Consider the following 24,024-nt stretch of genomic DNA (forward strand, 5'->3'; position numbering starts at 1 on the left):
GCCATAACAGAAACCCCAGCGGGAACCGAAAACCCCGTCGCTGACCTGCGGCCGCCGAATCGGCTGCCCCTGCGTGGTTCGTAGCGATGCGCTCTGCGGTACGCGACCATACGGACGCCGACCCGGCACGAAACGGACACGGTGACAGGAAGAAGGACAATCATGCCCGGCAGTGAGAGCGAGAACCCGGTAATCCCCTCCCCGAGTCCCACCTCGACTCGGCCCAGGACGAACCGGGACTGGTGGCCCAATCAGCTGGACCTCCAAGTTCTGCACCAGCACTCGTCCCGCTCCAATCCGATGGAGGAGGACTTCGACTACGCGAAGGAGTTCGCGACCCTCGACGTGGAGGCGTTGAAGCGGGACGTCATCGAGGTGATGACGACGTCCCAGGACTGGTGGCCCGCCGACTACGGTCACTACGGGCCGCTCTTCATCCGGATGAGCTGGCACGCCGCGGGCACGTACCGCATCGCGGACGGCCGGGGCGGCGGCGGCAGCGGTGCGCAGCGCTTCGCCCCGCTCAACAGCTGGCCGGACAACGCGAGCCTGGACAAGGCGCGCCGTCTGCTCTGGCCGGTGAAGCAGAAGTACGGCCGGAAGATCTCCTGGGCCGATCTCCTCGTGTTCACCGGCAACTGCGCCATGGAGTCGATGGGGTTCAAGACGTTCGGATTCGGTTTCGGACGCGAGGACATCTGGGAGCCGGAGGAGATCTTCTGGGGACCCGAGGACACCTGGCTCGGCGATGAGCGGTACAGCGGCGACCGGGAACTCACCGGTCCTTTCGGTGCCGTGCAGATGGGCCTGATCTACGTCAATCCCGAGGGCCCCAACGGCAACCCGGATCCGCTGGCCGCCGCCAGGGACATCCGCGAGACGTTCGGGCGCATGGCGATGAACGACGAGGAGACGGTCGCCCTCATCGTCGGCGGCCACACCTTCGGCAAGTGCCATGGCGCGGTCGACGTCAGTTACATCGGCCCGGAGCCCGAGGCAGCCCCCATCGAGCAGCAGGGCCTCGGCTGGCGGAACACCTACGGCCGCGGCGTCGGCCCGCACGCGCTCACCAGCGGGCTGGAGGGCGCGTGGACCTCCGAGCCGACCCGGTGGGACAACGGATACCTCAACAACCTGTTCGGGTACGAGTGGGAGCTGACGACGAGCCCCGCCGGCGCGAAGCAGTGGACTCCCACGGACGCCTCGGCCAAGGACACCGTGCCCGACGCCCACGATCCGTCGATGCGGCACGCGCCCATGATGCTGACGACGGACCTCGCGCTGAAGGTGGACCCGGTCTACGGGCCGATCGCGAAGAGCTTCCACGAGAACCCGGACAAGCTCGCGGAGGCGTTCGCCAAGGCGTGGTACAAGCTGCTGCACCGTGACATGGGCCCCCTGTCGCGTTACCTCGGCCCGTGGGTTCCCGAGCCGCAGCTGTGGCAGGACCCCGTCCCCGAGGCCGACCACGAGCTGGTCGGGGACGAGGACATCGCCGCCCTCAAGGCCACGATCCTCGACTCGGGACTGTCCGTGTCCCAGCTGGCCACCACCGCGTGGGCGGCGGCGGCGAGCTTCCGCGGCACCGACAAGCGCGGCGGGGCCAACGGCGCCCGGATCCGGCTGGCACCGCAGAAGGACTGGGAGATCAACGACCTGCCCGAGGTCACCGATACGGTGGCGGCCCTGGAGCGGATCCAGCAGGACTTCAACGCCGCGCAGACCGGCGGTACGAAGGTGTCGCTCGCCGACCTGATCGTCCTGGGCGGCTGCGCGGCCGTCGAGCAGGCCGCGAGGAACGCCGGGCACCCGGTCACGGTCCCGTTCGCCCCCGGCCGCACGGACGCCTCCCAGGAGCAGACCGACGTGGAGACGTTCGCCATGCTGGAGCCCCAGGCGGACGGGTTCCGCAACTACCTGCGGGCAGGCGAGAAGCTGTCGCCGGAGACCCTCCTGCTGGACCGCGCCAACATGCTCACCCTGACCGCGCCCGAGATGACGGTGCTGATCGGCGGCATGCGGGCCCTGAACACCGGCTTCAAGCAGTCCCGGCACGGAATTCTCACCAACCGGCCGGAGACCCTGACCAACGACTTCTTCATCAACCTGCTCGACATGAGCACGGAGTGGAAGGCGTCGGCCGCGGACGAGAACGTCTTCGAGGGCCGGGAGCGCGCCACGGGCGAGGTCAGGTGGACCGCCACGGCCGTCGACCTCGTCTTCGGCTCGCACTCCCAGCTCCGGGCCCTGTCGGAGGTGTACGGCTCCAGGGACGCGGAGGAGAAGTTCGTGCGCGACTTCGTGACGGCGTGGGACAAGGTGATGAACCTGGACCGGTTCGACCTGTCCTGAGCGGATCCGGCCGCCGTACGACTCAACCCCAGGCCGCTACCGGCACGAAGGAGCTGTCCTGCCGGAACAGGTCCGTCCCGTCGGACCGTTCCACCCGCAGCTGATAGCCGTAGTGCCGCAGGTAGCGGCCCGGGTAGTTGTACGACTCGAAGCGCAGCGCGCCCGTCGCCGTGCCGGTGCGGGCGATGAACGTGGCGTCCCGGGCGAACGCCGCGGTGCCGTTGTCGGCGTCGAAGCGGGCGCGGAAGTCGTAGTGGCGCAGGTAGGCGCCGGAGGCGTCGCGGAAGGAGTAGCCGCCCGCGTCGGCGAGGCCCGCGGTGACCGTGAAGGTGGCCGCCTGCTTCTCGGCGGTGGTGCTGGAGGCGCTCACCACGGGGAGGTTGAGCAGGGCCGACTGCTGCTGCCAGTAGCGGGTGGGGTAGTTGGCGGACCGGAAGGAGCGGGTGGTGCCTCGGGCCAGGCTCGGGCCGCCCGGCACGGTCTCCTTGACCACCGTGAAGTGCCGGGCCGTGCCGGAGATCGCGGGCAGCGCGGCCGGTGCCGACCAGGTGGCGAAGGTGTCGTGGCTGTCGCTGTAGTAGTACCTGCCGTCGCCGTAGCCGTCGAAGAACATCCGCCAGGCGCCGTTGTCGAGCTGGACCAGCGCCGGGCCCTCGCGGTAGCTGCCCCAGCCGGCCCAGTCGCCCGTGCGGGAGATCGTGTAGGGCCCGGCCAGGGAGGTCGCGGTGCCGTACTCGATGTACTTCGTCGTCTCGTTCTTGGTGAAGGCGTGATAGGTCGAGCCGGTCCGCACCAGGAAGGTGTCGATGTGGTTGGCGCCGATGCCGGTCAGGGCGACCGGTGAACTCCACGCGGTCAGGGCGGAGTTGGTGGCCCTGAGCCGGTACGGCGTGAAGATCCACTCGTCGTTCGTCGTGGAGCAGGACACGATGACGTGCACGCTGCCGTCGCCGTCGACGAAGAACTCCGGCGCCCAGGCGCGGGAGAGGTTCGCGATCGGGACCGGATGGTCGTGGAGGAAGGTCCAGTTGACCCGGTCCGTGCTGCGCGCGAAGCCGATGGTGGTGCTGGTGTCCTGCCAGGTGCGGGTGGTGTAGGTGACGTAGTAGTAGCCGTCGGTGTGCCGGATGACGCTGGCGTCGCGGATGCGGCCGGCGGGCGGGGTGTAGGCGGCGGAGCGCAGCAGCCGGAAGTCGGTGGCGTCGTCGGACTGGTAGACGTTGACCGTGCCGTCGTTGCTGTTGAGGAACGGCACGATGGTGTAGCGGGTGGCGGAACCGCTCGGCGGCGCGGCGGCGGCCGTCCCGAGCAGTCCGGGCGCCTCGGACAGCAGCAGGGCCGAGGCGGGCAGGGCGGTCATCGCCCGGAGCAGGGTGCGGCGGGACGTGGTGGGGTGTTGCGGGGTCATGGGCGGCTCTCCCTCTGACGCGTGGGGCACACACCGAGTTGTTCGACTTACCGAACCCGGTTCGGAAGATCGGTCAGAAGGTAGGGGTGGGACGAGAGTGCGTCAATGGTCCGCGCACCGCCCGACGCAAGCCGACTCAAAGGGCGCCCCAGAGGCTACTGTTCAGTAGACAAGGCCGTCACCGGAGGTGCCCCGTATGACGTTCGACCGTTCCGCAGGGCTCACCGAGTCCGCCCGCGCGCTGGCCGACGGGGAGGTGACCTCCCGGGAGCTGGTCGAGCGGGCGCTCGCGCGTATCGAGGCGACGCGGGGCTCCCTCAACGCCTTCCGGATCGTCCGCGCCGAGGCGGCGCTCGCCGAGGCGGACGCGGCGGACCGGGAACTCGCCTCGGGCGGACGGCGACCGCTGCTCGGGGTGCCGGTCGCCGTCAAGGACGACATGGACGTGGCCGGGGAGCCCACCGCGTTCGGCTGCCAGGGGGAGTTCCCGCCGGTCGCCGAGGACGGCGAGGCGGTACGGCGACTGCGCGCGGCCGGGGCCGTGATCGTCGGCAAGACCAACACCTGCGAACTGGGGCAGTGGCCGTTCACCGAGGGCCCGGCCTTCGGCGAGACCCGCAATCCGTGGAACACCGAGCACACGCCGGGCGGTTCCTCGGGCGGTTCGGCCGCCGCCGTCGCCGCCGGGCTGGTCCCCGCCGCGCTCGGCTCGGACGGCGCCGGGTCGGTGCGGATCCCGGCGTCCTGGACCAACCTGGTCGGCATCAAGCCGCAGCGCGGCCGGATCTCGACCTGGCCGCGCGGCGAGTCCTTCCAGGGCATCACGGTCAACGGCACGCTGGCCCGCACGGTGGCCGACGCGGCCCTGCTGCTGGACGCGGCGAGCGGCAACCACGCCGGGGACCCCTGCCGTCCGCCGGCCGTCGACGCCTCGGCGGCCGTGGGCCGCGACCCCGGACGACTGCGCATCGCCCTGGCCCTGAAGCCCCCGTTCACCGCGGTACCGGCCCGGCTCCGGCCCGAGGTCCGCGACAAGGTGGTCCGACTCGCCGAGAGACTGGCCGCGTTGGGGCACACCGTCGAGGAGGCCGATCCGCCGTACGGACAGATCGGGCTGGCCTTCGTGCCGCGGGCCACCATGGGGATCGCCGAGTTCGTGAGCGAGTCGCCCTTTCCCGCGCTGCTGGACCGGCGCACCCTGGGCGCCGCCCGGCTGGGCCGGCTGCTCGGCGGGGCACCGCTGCGGGCGGCCCGGCGCGCCGAGGCGGTGCTGCACCGCCGTATCGGCACGTTCTTCGAGGCGTACGACGTGATGCTCGCGCCGACGACGGCCGCTCCCCCGCCGCGGATCGGCGCGATGCTGGGGCTCGGCGGGCTCGCCACCGACCGCGCGATGATCGCCGCCTGTCCCTTCGCCTGGCCGTGGAACGTGCTGGGCTGGCCCGGCGTGAACGTCCCCGCGGGCTTCGTGGAGGGCGGTCTGCCGGTCGGCGCCCAACTGCTGGGCCCGGCCCACAGCGAGCCCCTTCTGCTGTCGCTCGCCGCCCAGTTGGAGGCGGAACTGCGCTGGCACGAGGCATGGCCGCCGGGGCAGCTCGCCTCGGACATCCCGGCCGGGTAGAGCAACGGCGGGGTGCCCGGCACCCGTTCGCCCCGGCGCACGCTCTACCGTGATCCCCGTGACTGCGTCCACCGAAGAGAACATCCCCGGCCGTCAGGGCCCTTTCGCCACCGTCGAGGCCGACCCCCGCGAGGTGGGCCGGGTGCGCACCGAGTACTCGCCCGCCCACGACGGCGACCCGGATCCCGGCGAGATCGTGTGGACCTGGGTGCCGTACGAGGAGAACGACGGCCGCGGCAAGGACCGGCCCGTGCTGGTGGTGGCAGGGGAGCCGGGCGGCACCGTCCTGGCCGTGCAGTTGTCCAGCAAGCGGCATGACGCGCACCGGGACTGGGTGGCGATCGGGCGCGGGCCCTGGGACCGGTCCGGGCGGGACTCCTGGGTCGCCGTGGACCGGGTGCTGCGGCTGCACGAGCGGGGCATGCGGCGCGAGGCGTGCGCGCTGGACCGGATGCGGTTCAACGCGGTCCGCCACCGGCTGCGGGAGCGCTACGGCTGGAGCTGAGACTCCGGGCACGAACGCTACGGCTGAAGCTGAGACTCCGGGAACGCCCGTTCGAAGGCCGCTCGGGTCGTCGTTCCGTCTGCTGTGCGAGCTCCCGCAGGCGCGCGCTCATGGCGCCACCCCCGTGAGCGCCATGAGCGCGCGCCGGGCGCACTCCCCCGTCGTGCTCATGTACGCATCGTGGGCGATGGGCCACGGGTGGTGCAACGGAGTTTTTCCGGCCCGCGAACGGGCCCGGAAACCGGCGGGAACTCGATGTGTCCGATCCGGAACATCCCGGGAGGCGCCCTTGTGCGGAGCCCTCTCAGCGTCTTGGGTGGGACGAGTGTGCCGTCCCGGCCCACCCGAAATGCCGGGCCGGTGGCATGGTGGAATATCAGGAGGATTCCGATATGCCAGATTCATCCAGCGGTTCGCCGCCGAGCGGCTGTACCAAGCCCCGGACCTCGGTGTCCGAGGCGGAGGTCGAGGCCCTCGTCCGCGGCATCTGCTTCAAGACCGGCCCGCCGCGCACCCTCGGGGTCGAGGTGGAATGGCTCGTCCACGAGCTGCGCAGCCCGCAGCTCCCCGTCACACCCGAACGACTGCGGGCGGCCTACGCCGCCCTGCGGACCGTGCCCCTGAGGTCGGCGCTCACCGTCGAGCCCGGCGGCCAGCTGGAGCTCAGCTCGCCGCCCGCCGCCTCCCTGATGGAGTGTATCGGTACCGTCTCCGCCGACCTCGACGCCGTCCGCGCGGCCCTGCGCGAGCACGGTCTCGGACTGGTCGGCATCGGCCAGGATCCCTGGCACGAACCCCGCCGCTATCTGCGCGAGCCTCGCTACGACGCCATGGAGGCATGCCTGGACCGCAGAGGTCCGGCCGGGCGCGCCATGATGTGCACCTCGGCCTCCGTCCAGGTCTGCCTCGACGCCGGCCACGAGGAGCCGGGCCCGCTGGGGCACGTACGGCGCTGGTGGCTCGCCCACCAGCTCGGCGCGGTCCTGGTGGCGGCCTTCGCCAACTCCCCCCTCGCCGGGAGCGAACCCACCGGCTGGCGCTCCACCCGGCAGCTGCTGTGGATGGAGATCGGCGAGGGCCGGGCGGGCGCTCCCCCGCTGGACGGCGACCCGCGCGCCGCGTGGGCCCGGCATGTGCTGGACGCGCCGGTGATGTGCGTACGCCAGGACAGCGGACCGTGGGAGGTCCCGGAGGAACTCACCTTCCGGGAGTGGACCAGGTCGGCGCTGCCGAGACCGCCCACCCGGGAGGACCTCGGCTATCACCTGACGACCCTGTTCCCGCCGGTGAGACCGCGGGGCCATCTGGAGCTGCGCATGATCGACGCGCAGCCGGGCGAGGACGGCTGGATCGTCCCGCTCGCCGTGACGGCGGCCCTGTTCGACGACCCCGCGGCCGCGGAGACCGCCTACCGCGCGGTGAAGCCGCTGGCCGAGCGGGCGGTGCCGGTGCCCGCGCCGCACAACCCGCTGTGGACCGACGCGGCCCGGCACGCGATGAGCGACCCCGAGCTGCACGAGGCCGCCGTCATCTGCTTCGCCGCCGCGCTGGAGGCGCTGCCCAGGATGGGTGCCACCCCCGAGGTCACGGAAGCCGTCGCGGCCTACCGGGACCGCTACATCGCCCGGGGCCGATGTCCCGCCGACGACCTGCTCGACCGCCTGCCCGGGAAGGACATCCGCACATGACCGACCCCGCCATCGATCCCGAGACGCTCCGGGAGCGGGCCGTGACCACGCTGGTCACCGCGCGGGACCGCACCACCCTGCTCACCTCGTGCGTCGAGGATCCCGACCTCACCGCGCAGCACTCCCCGCTGATGTCGCCGCTGGTGTGGGACCTGGCGCACATCGGCAACCAGGAGGAGCAGTGGCTGCTGCGGGCCGTGGCGGGCCGGGAGGCCATGCGCCCCGAGATCGACAGCCTCTACGACGCCTTCGAGCACCCCCGCTCCGAGCGCCCCACCCTGCCGCTGCTGCCGCCCGCCGAGGCCCGCCGGTACGCCGCCGACGTGCGCGGCCGGGTCCTGGACCTGCTGGAGAGCACCGCGTTCCACGGCACCCGGCTGACCGAGGCGGGCTTCGCCTTCGGGATGATCGCCCAGCACGAACAGCAGCACGACGAGACCATGCTGATCACCCATCAGCTGCGCAAGGGGCCGCAGGCCCTCACCGCCCCGGACCCGGAACCGGCCGAGCTGTTCACCGGTCCGGCCGAAGTCCTGGTCCCCGGCGGCCCGTTCACCATGGGCACCTCCACCGAGCCGTGGGCGCTGGACAACGAACGGCCCGCGCACCGGCGCGAGGTGGCGCCCTTCTTCATCGACACCACGCCCGTCTCCAACGGCGCCTACCAGGCGTTCATCGAGGACGGCGGCTACGACAACGAGCGCTGGTGGGCCCCGGCGGGGTGGGCCCACATCCGGCAGCACGCCATCCAGGCGCCGCTGTTCTGGCGGCGGGACGGCAAGCAGTGGCTCCGGCGCCGGTTCGGGGTCACCGAGGTCGTACCGCCCGACGAGCCGGTGCTGCACGTGTGCTGGTACGAGGCCGACGCCTACGCCCGCTGGGCCGGACGCCGGCTGCCCACCGAGGCCGAGTGGGAGAAGGCCGCCCGCCACGACCCGGCCGGCGACCGCTCCGCCCGCTACCCCTGGGGGGACGCCGACCCGGCCCCCGAGCACGCCAACCTCGGCCAGCGCCATCTGCGCCCGGCGCCGGTCGGCAGCTACCCCGAGGGCGAATCCCCGCTCGGCGTGCGGCAGTTGATCGGCGATGTGTGGGAGTGGACGGCGAGCGACTTCCTGCCCTACCCCGGGTTCGTCGCCTTTCCGTACAAGGAGTACTCGGAGGTGTTCTTCGGGCCGGACCACAAGGTGCTGCGCGGCGGTTCGTTCGCCGTGGACGCGGTCGCCTGCCGGGGCACGTTCCGCAACTGGGACTACCCGATCCGCCGGCAGATCTTCGCCGGGTTCCGCACGGCCCGCTCGGAGGGCGTCTGATGTGCCGTCATGTGGCGTATCTGGGGCCCGAGCTGCCGCTCGCCGACTGCCTGGTGCACCCCCCGCACGCCCTGTACCGCCAGTCCTGGGCCCCCGGACGGCAGCGGTACGGGACGGTCAACGCCGACGGCTTCGGCGTCGGCTGGTACGCGGCCGGTGATCCGGTGCCGGCCCGGTACCGGCGGGCCGGGCCGATCTGGGCGGACCTGTCCTTCGCCGATCTCGCCCGCGTCGTCAGGACGACGTCCCTGCTGGCCGCGGTGCGGGACGCGACGCTCTCCGGGGCGGACGCCGAGGCCGCGGCGGCGCCCTTCGCCTCCGGCACCTGGCTGTTCAGCCACAACGGCGCCGTCCCGGGCTGGCCCGGCTCCCTCGCACCGCTCGCCGGGACCCTGTCCGCGACGGACCTGCTGTCGCTGGAGGCCCGCAACGACTCGGCGTTCGTGTGGGCACTGGTCCTGGCCCGGCTGCGCGCCGGGGACGGCGAGGCCCAGGCCCTGGCCGACACCGTCCGGGAGGTCGCCGAGGCGGCCCCGGACGCCCGGCTGAACCTGCTGCTGACCAGCGGCGACAGCATCACGGCGACCGCCTGGGGCGACACGCTGTGGTACCTCACCGCACCCGGCCGCGGCACGGTCGTGGCCTCCGAACCGTACGACGACGATCCGCTCTGGCACGAGGTCCCGGACCGCACGCTCCTCGTCGCGAGCCGCACGGACGTCACTCTCACTCCGCTGAAGGAGCCGGGCGAGTCCTCGGCCCCCGCACCGTCGAAGGAGCCCCGCACGTGAGCCCGTTCCTTCTCACCCGCCAGCTGCCCGAGGACGCCACGGAGGCCGCCCTGCGCGCCGACGTCCTGCACGGCCTGACCCGCACCCCGAAGACACTCCCGCCGAAGTGGTTCTACGACGCCCACGGCAGCGAACTGTTCGAGCAGATCACGGAGTTGCCCGAGTACTACCCCACGCGTGCCGAACGGGAGATCCTGATCGACCGTGCCGACGAGATCGCCGCGGCCACCCGCGCCCGCACCCTGGTCGAACTCGGCTCCGGCTCCTCGGAGAAGACCCGGTACGTCATCGACGCGCTCACCGAACTGCACACGTACGTCCCCGTCGACGTCAGCGAGAGCGCCCTCACCCAGGCCGGGCACGCCCTCATCGAGGAGCGGCCCGCCCTGGACGTGCACGCGCTGATCGCCGACTTCACCGGCGGGCTCACCCTGCCCGACACACCGGGCCCCCGGCTGATGGCGTTCCTCGGCGGCACGATCGGCAACCTGCTGCCCGCCGAGCGGGCGGCCTTCCTCGCCCGGGTCCGCGCGCTGATGGCGCCGGGGGACGCCCTGCTGCTCGGCACTGACCTGGTCAAGGACGAGCAGGTGCTGGTCAGGGCCTACGACGACGCGGCCGGGGTGACGGCCGCGTTCAACAAGAACGTCCTGACCGTCGTCAACCGGGAACTGGGCGCCGACTTCGATCCCGGCGCCTTCGCGCACGTGGCGCTGTGGGACGCCGGCCACGAGTGGATCGAGATGCGGCTGCGGTCCCTGACCGCGCAGACGGTGAAGGTGCCCGCCCTGGACCTCGCCGTCGACTTCGCGGCCGGCGAGGAACTGCACACCGAGGTGTCGGCGAAGTTCCGCAAGGAGGGCGTGCGCGGCGAACTGTCCGCTGCGGGGCTGGAGCTGACCTACTGGTGGACGGACCAAGACGGCCGGTTCGCGCTGTCGCTGAGCGTGGCCCGGTGACGGACGGCTCGCGCGATGTCCCGCCGTGGGGCACCGTGGAATGACGCGTGTGAGAGGAGCACCCACATGTCGAACCACACCTACCGGGTCACGGATATCGTCGGCACCTCGCCCGAGGGCGTGGACCAGGCCATCCGCAACGGTATCGAGCGGGCTTCGCAGACCCTGCGCAACCTGGACTGGTTCGAGGTGACCGAGGTGCGCGGCCAGCTGAACGACGGGCAGATCGCGCACTGGCAGGTGACCATGAAGGTCGGCTTCCGCCTGGAGTAGACCGGCCGGCGGGCGGTGCCGCCCGGTCCGCTCAGGTCCGCCCCTCCCGCTCCTGCGCGGTCTTCAGCGCGGCGGAAGGGGCGGTCCAGCGCGCCCGTACGACGGTGAACCCGGCCTGCTCGGCGTCCGCGCACACCAGCTCGTCGTCGTCCACCAGGACCCGGATCCGACGGGTCCTGGCCAGGCGGCGGAGGATCTCCAGCTTGGTGCGCCGGGCGGGCCTGCGGTCGGTGTCGCGCCGCATGTACACACGGCCCTCGGGCAGTTCCTGGGCCGCGAGCCACTCCAGGGTGTCCGCACGGCAGCGTTCGGGCCGCCCGGTCAGATAGACGACCTCGCACTCCTCGGCGCTGTCCAGCACCAGCGCGATGCCCTCGGGGATCGGCGGGTCCGCGGGCGCGGCCGCGAAGAAGGCGTCCCAGTCACGGGGCCTGGACTCCAGGAACCGCTGCCGGTGGGTGGTGTCGGCGAGCGTGTTGTCGAGGTCGAACACGGCGAGCGGGCGCTTGCTGCTGTCGGTCACGCCGTCCACCCTACGCAGGCCGCCCGGTGACCGGGGCGGCCGCGGCAGGCGCCACACTTCTGTCATGCCTTTGACGCGCCGCACGTCCCTGTCCGCCTCCGCCTGCACGCTCGTGGTCTGCCGCGGCTGCTGCTGCGGCAACGCCCGCAAGCACCCGGGCACCGATCACGAGGGGCAGCTGGAGGTGCTGCGCGCCGCAGCGGCGGAGCACGGCTTCCGGATCCGTACGACCGACTGCCTGGGCCCCTGTGATCAGGCCAATGTCATCGTCGTCGGTCCCTCGGCGGCGGGCCGGCGGGCCGGGGGGCGGCCGACGTGGGTGGGGTTCGCCTCGGATGACGACAGCACCGAGGAGGTCGTGCGCTGGCTGGCGGCCGGCGGACCCGGCGTGGCCGAGCCGCCGGTCGCGCTGGAGCTGCAGTTCATCGACCCGCCGAAGGACGCCCGGGTCCGCTCCCGCCGCTGACCACCGGACGCAATTGTTAATGGGATCCATTTTCATGTAGCGTCCTCGGCGTTCACCCACCGAGGAGGTTCGTCATGGCCGTCCCCAAGCGGAAGATGTCCCGCAGCAACACCCGCCACCGCCGAGCGCAGTGGAAGGCCGCCACCCCGGCCCTGGTGCCGGTCACCGTCGACGGCGTCCGGCACCTGGTGCCGCAGCACCTGGTCAGGGCCTACGAGCGGGGGCTGCTGCACCCCGAGGGCTGAGCGGAGAAGCGGTCACGCGGGGGAAGGAATCCTGGCGTCGGCCCGGTGTTGTACCAGGTATGAGTTCCGTGATCGCGCAGACCCGCTTCTCCGTCCTCGACCGCTCCCGCACCCGCGAGGGCCATTCGAACGGCGAGGCGCTGCGTGACACCGTTGCCCTGGCGCGGGAGCTGGAGGGGCTCGGCTACCACCGGCTGTGGGTCTCGGAACACCATGGCGTGCCCGGCGTCGCCGGGTCCGCCCCGACCGTGCTGGCCGCCGCGGTCGCCTCGGCCACCCGCACGATCCGGGTGGGGACCGGCGGGGTGATGCTGCCCAACCACCAGCCCCTCGTCGTCGCGGAGCAGTTCGGGGTACTGGAGTCCCTCTTCCCGGGCCGGATCGACATGGGCCTCGGCCGTTCCGTCGGCTTCACCGACGGGGTGCGCAGGGCGCTGGGCCGGGACAAGGACGACGCCGAGGACTTCGCCGGGCAACTCGACGAACTGCTCGGCTGGTTCCGGGGCACCTCGCCCACCGGGGTGCACGCGCGCCCCGCCGAGGGGCTGACCGTGCCGGCGTTCGTGCTCGCGATGGGGGAAGGCGCCACCATCGCGGCCCGCGCCGGGCTGCCCCTGGTCATCGGTGACCTCAGGAACCGCCCGAAGATGCAGCGCGGCATCGATCACTACCGCGCGACCTTCCGCCCCTCCCCCTGGGCCGCGGAACCCTACGTCGTCGTCTCCGGCACGATCGCCGTGGCCGCCACCCCCGAGGAGGCCCGGCGCCTGCTGATCCCGGAGGCCTGGTCGATGGCGTACTCCCGCACGCACGGCAGCTTCCCGCCCCTGCCGCCCGCCGAACGCGTCGAGACCCTGGCCATGACCGCCAAGGAGCGCGGCTTCTACGAACAGGGCCTCACCGGCCACATCGCCGGCACCGAGGAGCAGGTAGCGGACGAGCTGGACATCCTGTTGAAGGAGACGGGCGCCCAGGAAATCCTGGTCACCACCAGCACCTACGACCGTCCGTCCCTGCTGGACTCCTACCGCCGCCTCGCCGGGATCAGAGGACTTCCCGAGTGACCGATGCCGCCTCGGCGTCGTGGACCGCGTACGGCTCTTCGGGCCGGTCCCGTAGAATTGTGGAGTTTGTCCCCTCGATCCACGGAGTCTGCTCCATGCCCGACCCTCACGACCCGTACGTCCGTGTCCGGGGCGCCCGTGAGCACAACCTGAAGGGCGTGGACGTCGACATCCCGCGGGACGTGCTGGCCGTGTTCACCGGCGTCTCCGGTTCGGGGAAGTCCTCGCTCGCCTTCGGCACGATCTACGCCGAGGCGCAGCGCCGCTACTTCGAGTCGGTGGCGCCGTACGCGCGCAGGCTGATCCACCAGGTGGGGGCGCCGAAGGTCGGGGAGATCACCGGACTGCCGCCCGCGGTCTCCCTCCAGCAGCGCCGCTCGGCGCCCACCTCCCGCTCCTCGGTCGGCACGGTCACCAACCTCTCCAACTCGCTGCGCATGCTGTTCTCCCGCGCGGGCGACTACCCGCCGGGCGCCGAACGGCTCGACTCCGACGCCTTCTCCCCCAACACGGCGGCCGGGGCCTGCCCCGAGTGCCACGGTCTCGGACAGGTCCACCGTACGACCGAGCAGTTGCTGGTCCCCGACCCCTCGCTGTCGATCCGGGACGGTGCCGTCGCCGCCTGGCCGGGCGCCTGGCAGGGCAAGAACCTGCGGGACATCCTCGACGCGCTCGGCCACGACGTGGACCGGCCCTGGCGGGAGCTGCCGGCCGAGCAGCGGGAGTGGATCCTGTTCACCGACGAGCAGCCGGTCGTCACGGTGCATCCGGTGCGGGACGCCGACCGGATCCAGCGGCCGTACCAGGGCACGTACATGAGCGCCCGGCGGTATGTCATGAAGACGTTCTCCGACTCCAAGAGCGCGACCCTGCGCGCCAAGGCGGAGCGCTTCCTGGCCAGTGCGCCCTGTCCGGCCTGCGGCGGCAGCAGGCTGCGCCCGGAGGCCCTCGCGGTGACCTTCGCGGGCCGGACGATCGCCGACCTCGCGGCGCTGCCCCTGGTCGAGCTCGCCGGGATCCAGCCCGGCACCTCGGAGACCGCCCGCGTCCTCACCGAGGACCTCAACTCCCGGATCGCCCCGGTCCTGGAGCTGGGCCTCGGCTACCTCAGCCTCGACCGCGCCACCCCCACCCTCTCCGCGGGCGAACTCCAGCGGCTGCGCCTGGCCACCCAACTGCGCTCCGGGCTCTTCGGCGTCGTCTACGTCCTCGACGAGCCGTCCGCCGGACTGCACCCGGCGGACACGGAGGCGCTGCTGACGGTGCTGGCACGGCTGAAGGCCGCCGGGAACTCGGTGTTCGTGGTGGAGCACCAGCTGGACGTGATGCGCGGCGCCGACTGGCTGGTGGACGTGGGCCCACGCGCGGGCGAGCACGGCGGGCAGGTGCTCTACAGCGGACCGCCGGAACACCTCGCCGCGGTCGAGGAGTCGGCGACGGCCCGTTTCCTCTTCGACCGCGCCCCCGCCCCCGTACGCGAAGTACGCACGCCCACCGGGCAGTTGAAGGTCGGCCCGGTCACCCGGCACAACCTGCGCGCGGTGACGGCCGAGTTCCCGCTCGGGGCGTTCACGGCGGTCACCGGGGTCTCCGGGTCCGGGAAGTCCACCCTGATCGGGGAGATCACGGAGGACCTCGCGGGCGTCGGACGTCTGGTCTGCGTCGACCAGAAGCCCATCGGGCGCACCCCGCGCTCCAACCTCGCCACCTACACGGGCCTGTTGGACGTCGTGCGGAAGGCGTTCGCGGCCACGGACCAGGCACGGCAGCGGGGTTACGGCGTCGGCCGGTTCTCCTTCAACGTCGCCGGCGGGCGCTGCGAGACCTGTCAGGGCGAGGGGTTCGTCAGCGTCGAGCTGCTGTTCCTGCCGAGCACGTACGCGGCGTGCCCCGACTGCGGGGGCGCGCGCTACCGCCCCGAGACGCTGGAAGTGACCTACCGGGGGCGGAACATCGCGCAGGTGCTGGACCTCACGGTGGAGGCGGCGGCGGACTTCTTCGCGGACACCCCGTCCGTCGCCCGCAGCCTCGGCACGCTGCTCGACGTCGGCCTCGGCTATCTGCGGCTCGGGCAGCCCGCGACCGAGCTGTCCGGCGGCGAGGCCCAGCGGATCAAGCTGGCGAGCGAACTCCAGCGCGGCCGGCGCGGGCACACCCTGTACCTCCTCGACGAGCCGACGACCGGCCTCCACCCGGCCGACGTCGAGGTGCTGATGCGGCAGCTGCACGGCCTGGTCGACGCCGGGCACACCGTGGTCGTCGTCGAGCACGACATGGCGGTGGTGGCGGACGCGGACTGGGTGATCGACCTCGGCCCCGGCGGCGGCGACGCGGGCGGCCGCATCGTGGCGACGGGGCCGCCGGCGGAGGTGTCACGGGCGGAGGGGAGCGCCACGGCGGGGTACCTGGCCCGCGCGATGGCGGCGTCCTAGCCGATCAGGCTCCTGGAGCAGGCTGAGGGCGCGCATCGCGTCGCGTTCGATGCGGGCGAGCTCGTGGAGGATGGTGCCGGCCCGCTCCAGGTTCCCCAGGTCGCCCGATTCCCCGCTGTCGCGACGAGTGCGGCCACCTGGGTCCAGAGGGTGGCGGCCTCGGTGTACAGGCGGTGCCCGGTGCGCAGGTGGCTGTCGTCGATCAGCTGGGCGCACTCGGCGAGGAAGTCCCAGTAGAGAGTGCGGAACAGGGCGCCGCCGGTGCCGGCCTTCTCCATGAGAACGGCCGCCCGGGGCAGGTCCTCCCGCGGATTCGCGCTGCGCCGCAGCCACTTCGGTACTTCTCCGGCCGCTTTCTCGATGCCCCGGTGGCCCAGGTTCGCGATGGGTGGGTTCAGGAAGGCGTCGGCGCACTTCTTGACCGCGGGGATGATCCGGTCCTGCGGTGGCGGCGGGTTGCCGGGTGCCGTGATGGTGAAGGAGCGGTGCCTGGCGGTCATGGGGCCGCGCTCGGCTCTGGCCCTGGCCAGCCCGGCGAGCCCGGTCGAGACGGCTCCGCCCTGCGCGGCGGTGTCCACCAGGTAGGCGTCCTGTTCGTCGTAGCCGTACATGGCCACGACGTGCCCGCCGAAGTGCACCTTGGTACTGAAGTAGTCCAGGTGGTAGCTGTCGAGCTGCAGGCCGACCGGCCGGCCGGCGTCGAGGGGTCCTGCCACGTCCTGCCACGCCTTGCGGGGCGAGGTGGTCTCCCTGACCAGCAGTTCGAGCCCGAGTTCGGCGGCCAGGTTCCTGGTGAGCTCGAACGGCTTGACGCGGCCTCCCAGGAAGGGGAAGCCCATGGCTTTGCTGTCCCAGTAGAGGAAGGACAGCCCGGCGCCGAGCCCGAACAGCATGGGCTCGGACAAGTCGAGTCCCTCATGCCGCAACAACACGCCGAGCGCCGTCGTCTCGCAGTGCTGCATACCGCGGACGTCGATGTCCTTCACCATCGTCATGCCGCTCATTCTTACTGTCCCGCGCGCCCCCTCGGCCCTCGGAACCCCTCCGCCGCCAGCGCCGCGTGCGCCCAGGCGAGTTCTCCTCCGGTCGGCCGCGGCTGGGCCGCCTGTGCCAGGGAACGGCGGTCGGGGTGGGTGCCCGCCGGGATCTCGGGGCGGATCTCGACCTCGGCGACCAGGTGGCGGGCCGTGACCACCCGCCACACCGAGGAGAGCAGGGAGTCCTCCCCGACGAAGGCGGGCAGGGTGCTCGCCGGGCCGCCGTCGAACCGGTAGCGCAGCCGCACCGGCTGCACCGCCACACCGGCGTCCAGCGCGGCCTGGAACACCGCCCGGCGGAAGGGGCCCTGCGCCCGGCCGCACCAGGTGCTGCCCTCCGGGAAGGCGACCACCGCGGCACCGGAGCGCAGGGTCCCGGCGATCCGGGCGACCGTGTCCGGCAGCGCGCGCAGCCGGTCCCGCTCGATGAACAGGGCGCCGCTGCTCGCGGTGAGCCCGCCCGCCACCGGCCAGCGCCGGATCTCCGCCTTGGCCAGCATTCGGGCCGGGCGCACCGCCGCGAGCAGCGGGATGTCCAGCCACGAGATGTGGTTGGCGACCAGCAGCAGACCGCCCTGGGGCGCCGCCGTGCCGGTGATGCGCACGCGCACCCCGGCGGCCCGGACCACGGCCCGGCTCCACCCGCGGATCAGCGGGTCCCGGCGGGCGGCGGGGACGGCCCCGAACACCGGCAGCAGGGCGATGCCCACGAGCAGCGTGACCAGCAGCGCCCCGAGCCGCAGCGCCGCGCGCGGCACGTCCGCCAGGGAGCGGGCGGAGGCGACGCAGACCTGCGGGGAGCAGGGCGCGGTCGGCAGCCAGGCGCTCGACGGCACGACCGGGCGGGGCACGACCGCCGCCGCCCGGCGCTCCCGCCGCGGGGGCAGGACCCGCACCCCCACCGGCACCGTGCGCAGCATGTTCATCAGGCCGGGACGAGCGAGAGGAAGTGCTTCAGATAGCGCGCGTTGACCCGGCGCATCGACAGCAGCACGTACAGGTCGGCGACCCCGAAGTCCGGGTCGTGCGCGGGTTCCGCGCAGACCCAGGCACCGAGGCGGAGGTAGCCGCGCAGCAGCGGGGGCAGTTCGGTACGGCCCTCGGGACGGGCCACGCCCTCGGCGTTCCAGGGCAGCAGCGGACGGACCCGGTACTCCTCGGGCGCCAGGTGCTTGTCCCGCACCCGGTCCCAGGTGCCGGCCGCGAGGGCGCCGCCGTCGGCGAGCGGGACGGAGCAGCAGCCGGCCAGCCACTCGTGGCCGTTGTCCACCATGTAGCGGGCTATGCCGGCCCAGATCAGGCCGATGACCGCGCCGTCGCGGTGGTCGGGGTGGACACAGGAGCGCCCCACCTCGACCAGGCCCGGCCGGATCGGGTCGAGGGGCGACAGGTCGAACTCGCCCTCGGAGTAGAGCCGCCCGGCGACCGCGGCGCGGTCCGGGGGCAGCAGCCGGTAGGTGCCCACGACCTGGTCGGTGAACGTGTCCCGGACCAGCAGGTGGTCGCAGTACGCGTCGAAGGCGTCGATGTCGTGTCCCGGCTGGGGGGTGGACAGCAGGGCGCCCATCTCCCCGGCGAAGACGTCGTGCCGCAGCCGCTGGGCGGCCCGCACGTCGTCCTCGGTGCGGGCGACGCTGACGGTGTAGCGGGTGGGGGCCGCCGGCTGCGGGGGGCGGTCGAGCGTGGAAACGCCGGTCATGGCTGACTCCTGGTCACGGGCCGGGGACGGTTGAGCGGCCGAACCAGTTCTTCCGACACCGGGCGTCCGGGGCGTGACCGGCGTCAGGAGCGGGGATGTGAGGTTGTTGAACGGAACGCTCGGGCCGCCGTCACCGGGGCGGCGCGCACCCCTCCAGCCAGTACCGTGTCTCCGCGGCGTCGAGCACCCGCTCCAGGACGAGGTCGCCTCTCATGTGCGGGAAGAACCGGCCCGAGGGCCAGCTGCGCTCGTAGGGCGGCGGGTCGAGGACGAGCAGGCGTACGCCGTCGACGACCGGGATGTCGGTGGGCGTGCCCTCGTTCCACACCCACTCCCCGCCGGGCGTCACCAGGTTGAACGATCCCACGGTGTGCACCTGCCCCGGCGCGTCCCGGCACACCGCCGCTTCCTGCGGTGAGGGGGCCCGGCCGGGCACATGCCCGCCGCCGACGAGGACGTCGGCGAGCAGGGTGTGCAGCTGGAAGTTGTCGCCGATCCCGCTCATCCGCAGCCGGTAGCCGGTGCCGGTGGGGCGGTGCAGCACGACCAGCGGCTCGTCGTCGAGGACGAGCAGGGCGTACGTCAGGCACTTGAACCCGTGGCCCGTCGCCTCCGCCACGGTCCGCACCGCCCGCAGCAGCCGGGCCCGCAGCGAGCCGTCCAGCGCGGTGCGCACGGCCGGGTGGTTGAGCATGGCGAGGGACGCCATCTCCCACTGGGGCATCGACAGCCAGGCCAGCGCCGGTTCCGGTCCCACGCGCTCGAAGAGTGCCGGGTCCGCCTCGCCGGGCTTCGGATCGGGGAAGTCCCCGCCGCCGGTCTGCGCCCAGCGCTCGCAGAACTCCCCCACGGCGGCCAGCGTCTCGGCCAGCTCCACGAAGACGTACGGCGCGCAGGGCGCCGGGTCGGCGCCGCGCTCCACGCAGGCGCCGACGATGACGGCCAGGGTGGCGCGCGGTCCCGGGGGCACCTCGGGCAGCAGCGCGGCCAGGCGCGGCGCGGCCTGGACGACCTCCTGGGGTGCCGCGTCCCGGAAGCTCCGGTACAGCTCGTGGAACGCGTCTTCCGCCCGGTCCGGTTCCTGTGCGCGCACGGCGGCCTCGAAACGGCCGACGGCCTCGACGAACCGCTCCCGCCGGCGACTTCCCATGATCATACGGGCAGCGTAGCGAGCCCGGTCAGGCGAAACGGGGCCGGGGAGCACCCTCCCGGCCCCGCTCGTCCGCACCTGTCGGCGAACGTTCACCTGGCCCGCGGCGCTACCGCTTGCCCGCCTTGCGGGTGGCCCGCAGCCACTCCTTGTTCATGCTGGTGATGGAGACCAGCGGGATGCCCTTGGGGCAGGCCGTGGCGCACTCGCCGGCCAGCGTGCAGCCGCCGAATCCCTCGTCGTCCATCTGGGCCACCATGTGCAGCACCCGGGTCTCCCGCTCGGGGGCGCCCTGGGGCAGCACGTTGAGGTGGTTGACCTTGGCGGAGGTGAACAGCATCGCCGCGCCGTTCGGACAGGCGGCGACGCAGGCCCCGCAGCCGATGCACTCGGCGTGCTCGAAGGCGAAGTCGGCGTCCGGCTTGGGCACCGGAGTCGCGTGCGCCTCGGGCGCCGCCCCGGTGGGCGCGGTGATGTAGCCGCCGGCCTGGATGATCCGGTCGAACGCCGACCGGTCCACCACCAGGTCCTTGATCACCGGGAACGCGGACGCCCGCCACGGCTCGATGTCGATGGTGTCGCCGTCCTTGAAGGACCGCATGTGCAGCTGACACGTGGTGGTCCGCTCGGGGCCGTGCGCGTCGCCGTTGATGACCAGGGAACAGGCGCCGCAGATGCCCTCGCGGCAGTCGTGGTCGAAGGCGACCGGGTCCTCGCCGCGCAGGATGAGCTCTTCGTTGAGCGTGTCGAGCATCTCCAGGAACGACATGTCCTTGGAGATCCCGTCCACCTCGTACGTGGACATGGCGCCGTCGGCGTCGGCGTTCTTCTGCCGCCAGACGCGCAGGGTGAGCTTCATGCGTAGCTCCGCTGAGTGGGGTGGACGTACTCGAAGACCAGGTCTTCCTTGTGCAGGGTCGGCGCCTCGCCGGTCCCGGTGAACTCCCAGGCGGCCGCGTAGGAGAACTCGTCGTCGCGGCGCTCGGCCTCGCCGTCGGGGGTCTGGGACTCCTCGCGGAAGTGGCCGCCGCAGGACTCGGCGCGGTGCAGCGCGTCGAGGCACATCAGCTCGGCGAGCTCCAGGTAGTCGACGACGCGGTTGGCCTTCTCCAGCGACTGGTTGAACTCCTCGCCGGTGCCGGGCACCTTGATGCGCCGCCAGAACTCCTCGCGGATCTGCGGGATGCGCTCCAGCGCCTTGCGCAGCCCGGAGTCGGTGCGGGCCATGCCGCAGAACTCCCACATGAGTTCGCCGACTTCGCGGTGGAAGGAGTCGGGGGTGCGGTCGCCGTTCACCGAGAGCAGGAGGTTGATCCGGTCCTCGGTCTCGGCCAGCACGTCCTGGACGACGGGGTGGTCGGGGGTGACCGCTTCCTGGTGCGGGTTCCTGGCCAGGTAGTCGTTGATGGTCGCCGGCAGCACGAAGTAGCCGTCGGCCAGGCCCTGCATCAGCGCGGAGGCGCCGAGGCGGTTGGCGCCGTGGTCGGAGAAGTTGGCCTCGCCGATCGCGAACAGGCCGGGGACGGTGGTCTGGAGGTCGTAGTCGACCCACAGTCCGCCCATCGTGTAGTGCACGGCGGGGTAGATCCGCATCGGCACCTGGTACGGATCCTCGTCGGTGATCCGCTGGTACATGTCGAAGAGGTTGCCGTACTTGGCCTCGACGGCCTTGCGGCCCATGCGCTGGATGGCGTCGGCGAAGTCGAGGTAGACGCCCTGCCCGCCCGGTCCCACGCCGCGGCCCTCGTCGCAGACGTTCTTCGCGGCGCGGGAGGCGATGTCACGGGGGACGAGGTTGCCGAAGGACGGGTAGATGCGCTCCAGGTAGTAGTCGCGCTCGTCCTCGGGGATCTTGTTCGCGGGGCGGTCGTCGCCCTTGGCCTTCGGCACCCAGATCCGGCCGTCGTTGCGCAGCGACTCGCTCATCAGCGTCAGCTTGGACTGGTGGTCGCCGGTGCGCGGGATGCAGGTCGGGTGGATCTGGGTGAAGCAGGGGTTGGCGAAGTAGGCGCCGCGCCGGTGGGCCCGCCAGATCGCGGTGGCGTTGGAGTTCATGGCGTTGGTCGACAGGTAGAAGACGTTGCCGTAGCCGCCGCTGGCGAGGACGACGGCGTCGGCGAAGTACGTGTCGATCTTGCCGGTGACGAGGTCCCGGGCGACGATGCCGCGGGCCCGGCCGTCCACCACGATCAGGTCGAGCATCTCGGTGCGCGGGTGCATCTCAATGTTCCCGGCGGCGATCTGCCGGCTGAGGGCCTGGTAGGCGCCGAGGAGGAGCTGCTGGCCCGTCTGGCCGCGGGCGTAGAAGGTCCGGGAGACCTGGACGCCGCCGAAGGAGCGGGTGTCGAGGAGGCCGCCGTACTCGCGGGCGAAGGGCACGCCCTGGGCGACGCACTGGTCGATGATCTCCACCGAGATCTGCGCGAGGCGGTGGACGTTGGACTCCCGCGCCCGGAAGTCGCCGCCCTTGACGGTGTCGTAGAACAGCCGGTGGACGGAGTCGCCGTCGTTGCGGTAGTTCTTCGCGGCGTTGATGCCGCCCTGCGCGGCGATGGAGTGGGCGCGGCGCGGGGAGTCCTGGTAGCAGAACTGGACGACGTGGTAGCCCTGTTCGGCGAGCGTGGCGCCGGCCGAGCCGCCGGCCAGACCGGTGCCGACGACGATCACCGTGTGCTTGCGCCGGTTGGCGGGGTTGACCAGCTTGGCCTCGAAACGGCGCTTGTCCCAGCGCTCGTTGACCGGGCCCTTCGGCGCCTTGGTGTCGACGACCGGCTCGCCGGTCTGGTAGTCGGTGTAGGTCATCTCAGCTCACCACTCCGGTCATGACGCCCACGGGCACGGCGAGGAAGCCGCACGTGAGCACAAGCGCGAGAACGTTTGCTACGGCCTTCAGGGCGCGGTCGCGGGTGCGGCTGCCGGCGCCCAGGGTCTGGGCGGCGCTCCAGAAGCCGTGCCGGATGTGCATGCCGACGGCGAGCACCGCCACGATGTAGATGACGTTGCCGTACCAGGTGGAGAAGGTGTCCACCACGTTCTGGTACGGGCGCCCCTCCTCGAATCCGCCGGAGTGCACGGTGCCGGTCGTCAGGTCGAGGATGTGCCAGACGATGAACAGGGCGAGGATGATCCCGCCCCAGCGCATGGTGCGGGTGGCGTAGCTCGCCCGCGGCTTCTTGTGCACGTACTTGCTGGGCCGCGCCTTGATGTCGCGGCGGCTGAGCTGGTACGCGGAGACGCCGTGCGCGATCACGGCGACCACCAGCACGACGCGGACGAGCCAGAGCGTCCACTCGTAGTGCATGAAGGGCTCGCCGACCGTGCGCAGCCAGTGCGCGTACTCGTTGAACTCCCCGGCCCCGAAGAAGATCTTCAGGTTTCCCATCATGTGGACGACCAGATACGACAGCATGATCAGCCCGCTGACCGCCATGACGGTCTTCTTGCCGACGGAGCTGTCCCACACCGTGCGTGCCATGGACGGTCGTCGGTCCGTCCGCGTTGCCAGAGCCATGTCACCAGAAGGTACGGGGCGGGTGGCCGATCGGTCCAAGACATCCTCCGGCTCGTTTCCATAGCCAACGGCTATCGTGAGTTCCATGCAGTTCCAGCAGCTCCAGTACTTCGTGGCGGTCGCCGAGACCCGGCACTTCACCCGGGCCGCCGACCTGGTCCACGTGGCGCAGCCGTCCCTGTCCCAGCAGATCAAGGCCCTGGAGCGGGAGCTCGGCGCGGACCTGTTCCTGCGGGCCCGGGGCAACATCACGCTCACCGACGCGGGCGAGGCCCTGCTGCCGCTGGCCCGGCGCATCCTGGCCGACGCGGATACAGCGCGGCTCGAGGTCCAGGAGCTGGTGCAGTTGCGCAGCGGTCGGGTCCGGCTCGGCGCGACCCCGAGCCTGTGCACCGGTCTGCTCCCCGACGTCCTGCGCGCCTTCCACGACCGCTACCCCGGCATCCGCCTGCTGATCGAGGAGGGCGGCTCCCACGACCTGGTGCGCGAGCTCGCCCGCGGCGCGCTGGACCTGGCGTTGGTGGTCCTCCCCCTGCCGACCCCGTCACCGGCCCTGGCGACGGTGGAGCTGCTGCGCGAGGACCTGGTCGTGGTCTCCTCGCCGGACGCCCCGAGGCCCGGCCGGGGCAAGCGCGCGATCAGCGTCGCCGACCTGGAGGGCGAACGCCTGGTGATGTTCCGCCACGGCTACGACCTGCGCGAACTCACCGTCGCGGCCTGTCGCGCGGAGGGCTTCGAACCGGACTTCGCGGTGGAGGGCGGCGAGATGGACGCGGTCCTGGGCTTCGCGCGGGCGGGGCTGGGCGTGGCGGTGGTCCCGCGGATGGTGGCGGCGCGGGCGGGGCGGGGCCTACGGGTCACCCCGCTGGCCCGTCCCGGCCTGCACCGCACGATCGCGCTGGCCCACCGCAGCGATGTGGCTCCGCCGCGGGCCGCGCGGGAGTTGCAGCGGATGTTGCTGGAGCGGTGATGTGGGTGGGGTGAGGT

21 protein-coding genes and 1 pseudogene are annotated in these 24,024 nt (G+C 72.2%); 13 read left to right on the top strand and 9 right to left on the bottom strand.

Going from position 1 to position 24,024, the window contains the following annotated elements; translation table 11 throughout:
- The first annotated feature begins 162 nt into the window (after nucleotides 1-162).
- The gene (gene katG, locus ACWD1Z_RS22335; RefSeq protein WP_451121100.1) at nucleotides 163-2,352 is read left to right on the top strand and encodes a catalase/peroxidase HPI; all 2,190 of its coding nucleotides are present in this window, start codon (nucleotides 163-165) and stop codon (nucleotides 2,350-2,352) included.
- Nucleotides 2,353-2,374: 22 nt separating this feature from the next.
- On the opposite strand, the gene ACWD1Z_RS22340 is transcribed toward katG, so the two are convergent.
- A complete protein-coding gene (locus ACWD1Z_RS22340; protein ID WP_451121101.1) occupies nucleotides 2,375-3,760 on the bottom strand; it encodes a glycoside hydrolase family 43 protein in 1,386 nt (461 codons plus the stop codon).
- Between the two features lie 196 nt (nucleotides 3,761-3,956).
- On the opposite strand from ACWD1Z_RS22340, the gene ACWD1Z_RS22345 reads away from it, so the two are divergent.
- The 7 genes from ACWD1Z_RS22345 (at nucleotide 3,957) to ACWD1Z_RS22375 (ending at nucleotide 10,910) form a co-directional block, all read left to right on the top strand.
- Entirely contained in the window at nucleotides 3,957-5,381 is a 1,425-nt protein-coding gene (locus tag ACWD1Z_RS22345; protein ID WP_451121103.1) for an amidase, read from the top strand.
- Nucleotides 5,382-5,439: 58 nt separating this feature from the next.
- On the top strand, nucleotides 5,440-5,886 hold the full coding sequence (locus ACWD1Z_RS22350; RefSeq protein ID WP_451121104.1) for a type II toxin-antitoxin system PemK/MazF family toxin: 447 nt from the start codon (nucleotides 5,440-5,442) through the stop codon (nucleotides 5,884-5,886).
- 392 nt (nucleotides 5,887-6,278) lie between these two features.
- Complete coding sequence (gene egtA, locus ACWD1Z_RS22355; RefSeq protein WP_451121106.1) at nucleotides 6,279-7,574, top strand: ergothioneine biosynthesis glutamate--cysteine ligase EgtA; 1,296 nt, start codon at nucleotides 6,279-6,281, stop codon at nucleotides 7,572-7,574.
- On the top strand, nucleotides 7,571-8,887 hold the full coding sequence (egtB, locus tag ACWD1Z_RS22360) for an ergothioneine biosynthesis protein EgtB (protein ID WP_451121108.1): 1,317 nt from the start codon (nucleotides 7,571-7,573) through the stop codon (nucleotides 8,885-8,887). The genes egtA and egtB overlap by 4 nt, the downstream gene beginning before the upstream one ends.
- Nucleotides 8,887-9,678: an ergothioneine biosynthesis protein EgtC gene (gene egtC, locus ACWD1Z_RS22365; protein ID WP_451121109.1), complete on the top strand. Its 792-nt coding sequence runs from the start codon at nucleotides 8,887-8,889 to the stop codon at nucleotides 9,676-9,678. Before egtB ends, egtC begins: the two co-directional genes overlap by 1 nt.
- Nucleotides 9,675-10,637, top strand: a complete 963-nt coding sequence (gene egtD / locus ACWD1Z_RS22370) for an L-histidine N(alpha)-methyltransferase (protein WP_451121111.1) — start codon at nucleotides 9,675-9,677, stop codon at nucleotides 10,635-10,637. Before egtC ends, egtD begins: the two co-directional genes overlap by 4 nt.
- A 66-nt stretch (nucleotides 10,638-10,703) precedes the next feature.
- Nucleotides 10,704-10,910: a dodecin gene (locus ACWD1Z_RS22375; protein WP_451121113.1), complete on the top strand. Its 207-nt coding sequence runs from the start codon at nucleotides 10,704-10,706 to the stop codon at nucleotides 10,908-10,910.
- A 31-nt stretch (nucleotides 10,911-10,941) separates the two neighbouring features.
- Here the strand turns inward: ACWD1Z_RS22375 and ACWD1Z_RS22380 are convergent, their stop codons facing one another.
- Nucleotides 10,942-11,433 (bottom strand): phosphatase domain-containing protein, encoded by a 492-nt coding sequence (locus tag ACWD1Z_RS22380; protein ID WP_451121115.1) that lies wholly within the window; start codon nucleotides 11,431-11,433, stop codon nucleotides 10,942-10,944.
- A gap of 64 nt (nucleotides 11,434-11,497) precedes the next feature.
- Between ACWD1Z_RS22380 and ACWD1Z_RS22385 the strand changes: the two genes are divergently transcribed.
- From ACWD1Z_RS22385 to ACWD1Z_RS22400, 4 genes are all read left to right on the top strand, one after another.
- Complete coding sequence (locus ACWD1Z_RS22385) at nucleotides 11,498-11,899, top strand: (2Fe-2S) ferredoxin domain-containing protein (protein WP_451121117.1); 402 nt, start codon at nucleotides 11,498-11,500, stop codon at nucleotides 11,897-11,899.
- A gap of 74 nt (nucleotides 11,900-11,973) precedes the next feature.
- Nucleotides 11,974-12,144, top strand: a complete 171-nt coding sequence (gene rpmF, locus ACWD1Z_RS22390) for a 50S ribosomal protein L32 (RefSeq protein WP_451121119.1) — start codon at nucleotides 11,974-11,976, stop codon at nucleotides 12,142-12,144.
- A gap of 59 nt (nucleotides 12,145-12,203) precedes the next feature.
- Entirely contained in the window at nucleotides 12,204-13,208 is a 1,005-nt protein-coding gene (locus tag ACWD1Z_RS22395; protein WP_451121121.1) for an LLM class flavin-dependent oxidoreductase, read from the top strand.
- A 95-nt stretch (nucleotides 13,209-13,303) separates the two neighbouring features.
- Nucleotides 13,304-15,640 (top strand): ATP-binding cassette domain-containing protein, encoded by a 2,337-nt coding sequence (locus ACWD1Z_RS22400; protein ID WP_451121123.1) that lies wholly within the window; start codon nucleotides 13,304-13,306, stop codon nucleotides 15,638-15,640.
- Here the strand turns inward: ACWD1Z_RS22400 and ACWD1Z_RS22405 are convergent.
- From ACWD1Z_RS22405 to ACWD1Z_RS22435, 7 genes and pseudogenes are all read right to left on the bottom strand, one after another.
- Nucleotides 15,581-16,635 (bottom strand): annotated as a pseudogene (locus ACWD1Z_RS22405) (BtrH N-terminal domain-containing protein). The gene ACWD1Z_RS22400 and the pseudogene ACWD1Z_RS22405 overlap by 60 nt on opposite strands.
- Nucleotides 16,636-16,646: 11 nt before the next feature.
- Entirely contained in the window at nucleotides 16,647-17,597 is a 951-nt protein-coding gene (locus tag ACWD1Z_RS22410; RefSeq protein ID WP_451121125.1) for a lysophospholipid acyltransferase family protein, read from the bottom strand.
- 5 nt (nucleotides 17,598-17,602) lie between these two features.
- Complete coding sequence (locus ACWD1Z_RS22415; RefSeq protein ID WP_451121127.1) at nucleotides 17,603-18,376, bottom strand: GNAT family N-acetyltransferase; 774 nt, start codon at nucleotides 18,374-18,376, stop codon at nucleotides 17,603-17,605.
- A 130-nt stretch (nucleotides 18,377-18,506) separates the two neighbouring features.
- Nucleotides 18,507-19,532 carry a hypothetical protein gene (locus tag ACWD1Z_RS22420; RefSeq protein ID WP_451121129.1) on the bottom strand — a complete coding sequence of 342 codons (1,026 nt, stop codon included), beginning with the start codon at nucleotides 19,530-19,532 and terminating at the stop codon, nucleotides 18,507-18,509.
- Between the two features lie 103 nt (nucleotides 19,533-19,635).
- Nucleotides 19,636-20,385: a succinate dehydrogenase/fumarate reductase iron-sulfur subunit gene (locus ACWD1Z_RS22425; protein ID WP_451121131.1), complete on the bottom strand. Its 750-nt coding sequence runs from the start codon at nucleotides 20,383-20,385 to the stop codon at nucleotides 19,636-19,638.
- Entirely contained in the window at nucleotides 20,382-22,328 is a 1,947-nt protein-coding gene (locus ACWD1Z_RS22430) for a fumarate reductase/succinate dehydrogenase flavoprotein subunit (RefSeq protein ID WP_451121133.1), read from the bottom strand. The genes ACWD1Z_RS22425 and ACWD1Z_RS22430 overlap by 4 nt, the downstream gene beginning before the upstream one ends.
- 1 nt (nucleotide 22,329) lies before the next feature.
- Entirely contained in the window at nucleotides 22,330-23,001 is a 672-nt protein-coding gene (locus tag ACWD1Z_RS22435) for a succinate dehydrogenase (protein WP_250077381.1), read from the bottom strand.
- 121 nt (nucleotides 23,002-23,122) lie between these two features.
- On the opposite strand from ACWD1Z_RS22435, the gene ACWD1Z_RS22440 reads away from it, so the two are divergent.
- A complete protein-coding gene (locus ACWD1Z_RS22440) occupies nucleotides 23,123-24,007 on the top strand; it encodes a LysR family transcriptional regulator (RefSeq protein ID WP_451121135.1) in 885 nt (294 codons plus the stop codon).
- The last annotated feature ends 17 nt before the right edge of the window (nucleotides 24,008-24,024 follow it).

It is taken from the genome of Streptomyces sp. NPDC002784, assembly GCF_053592135.1.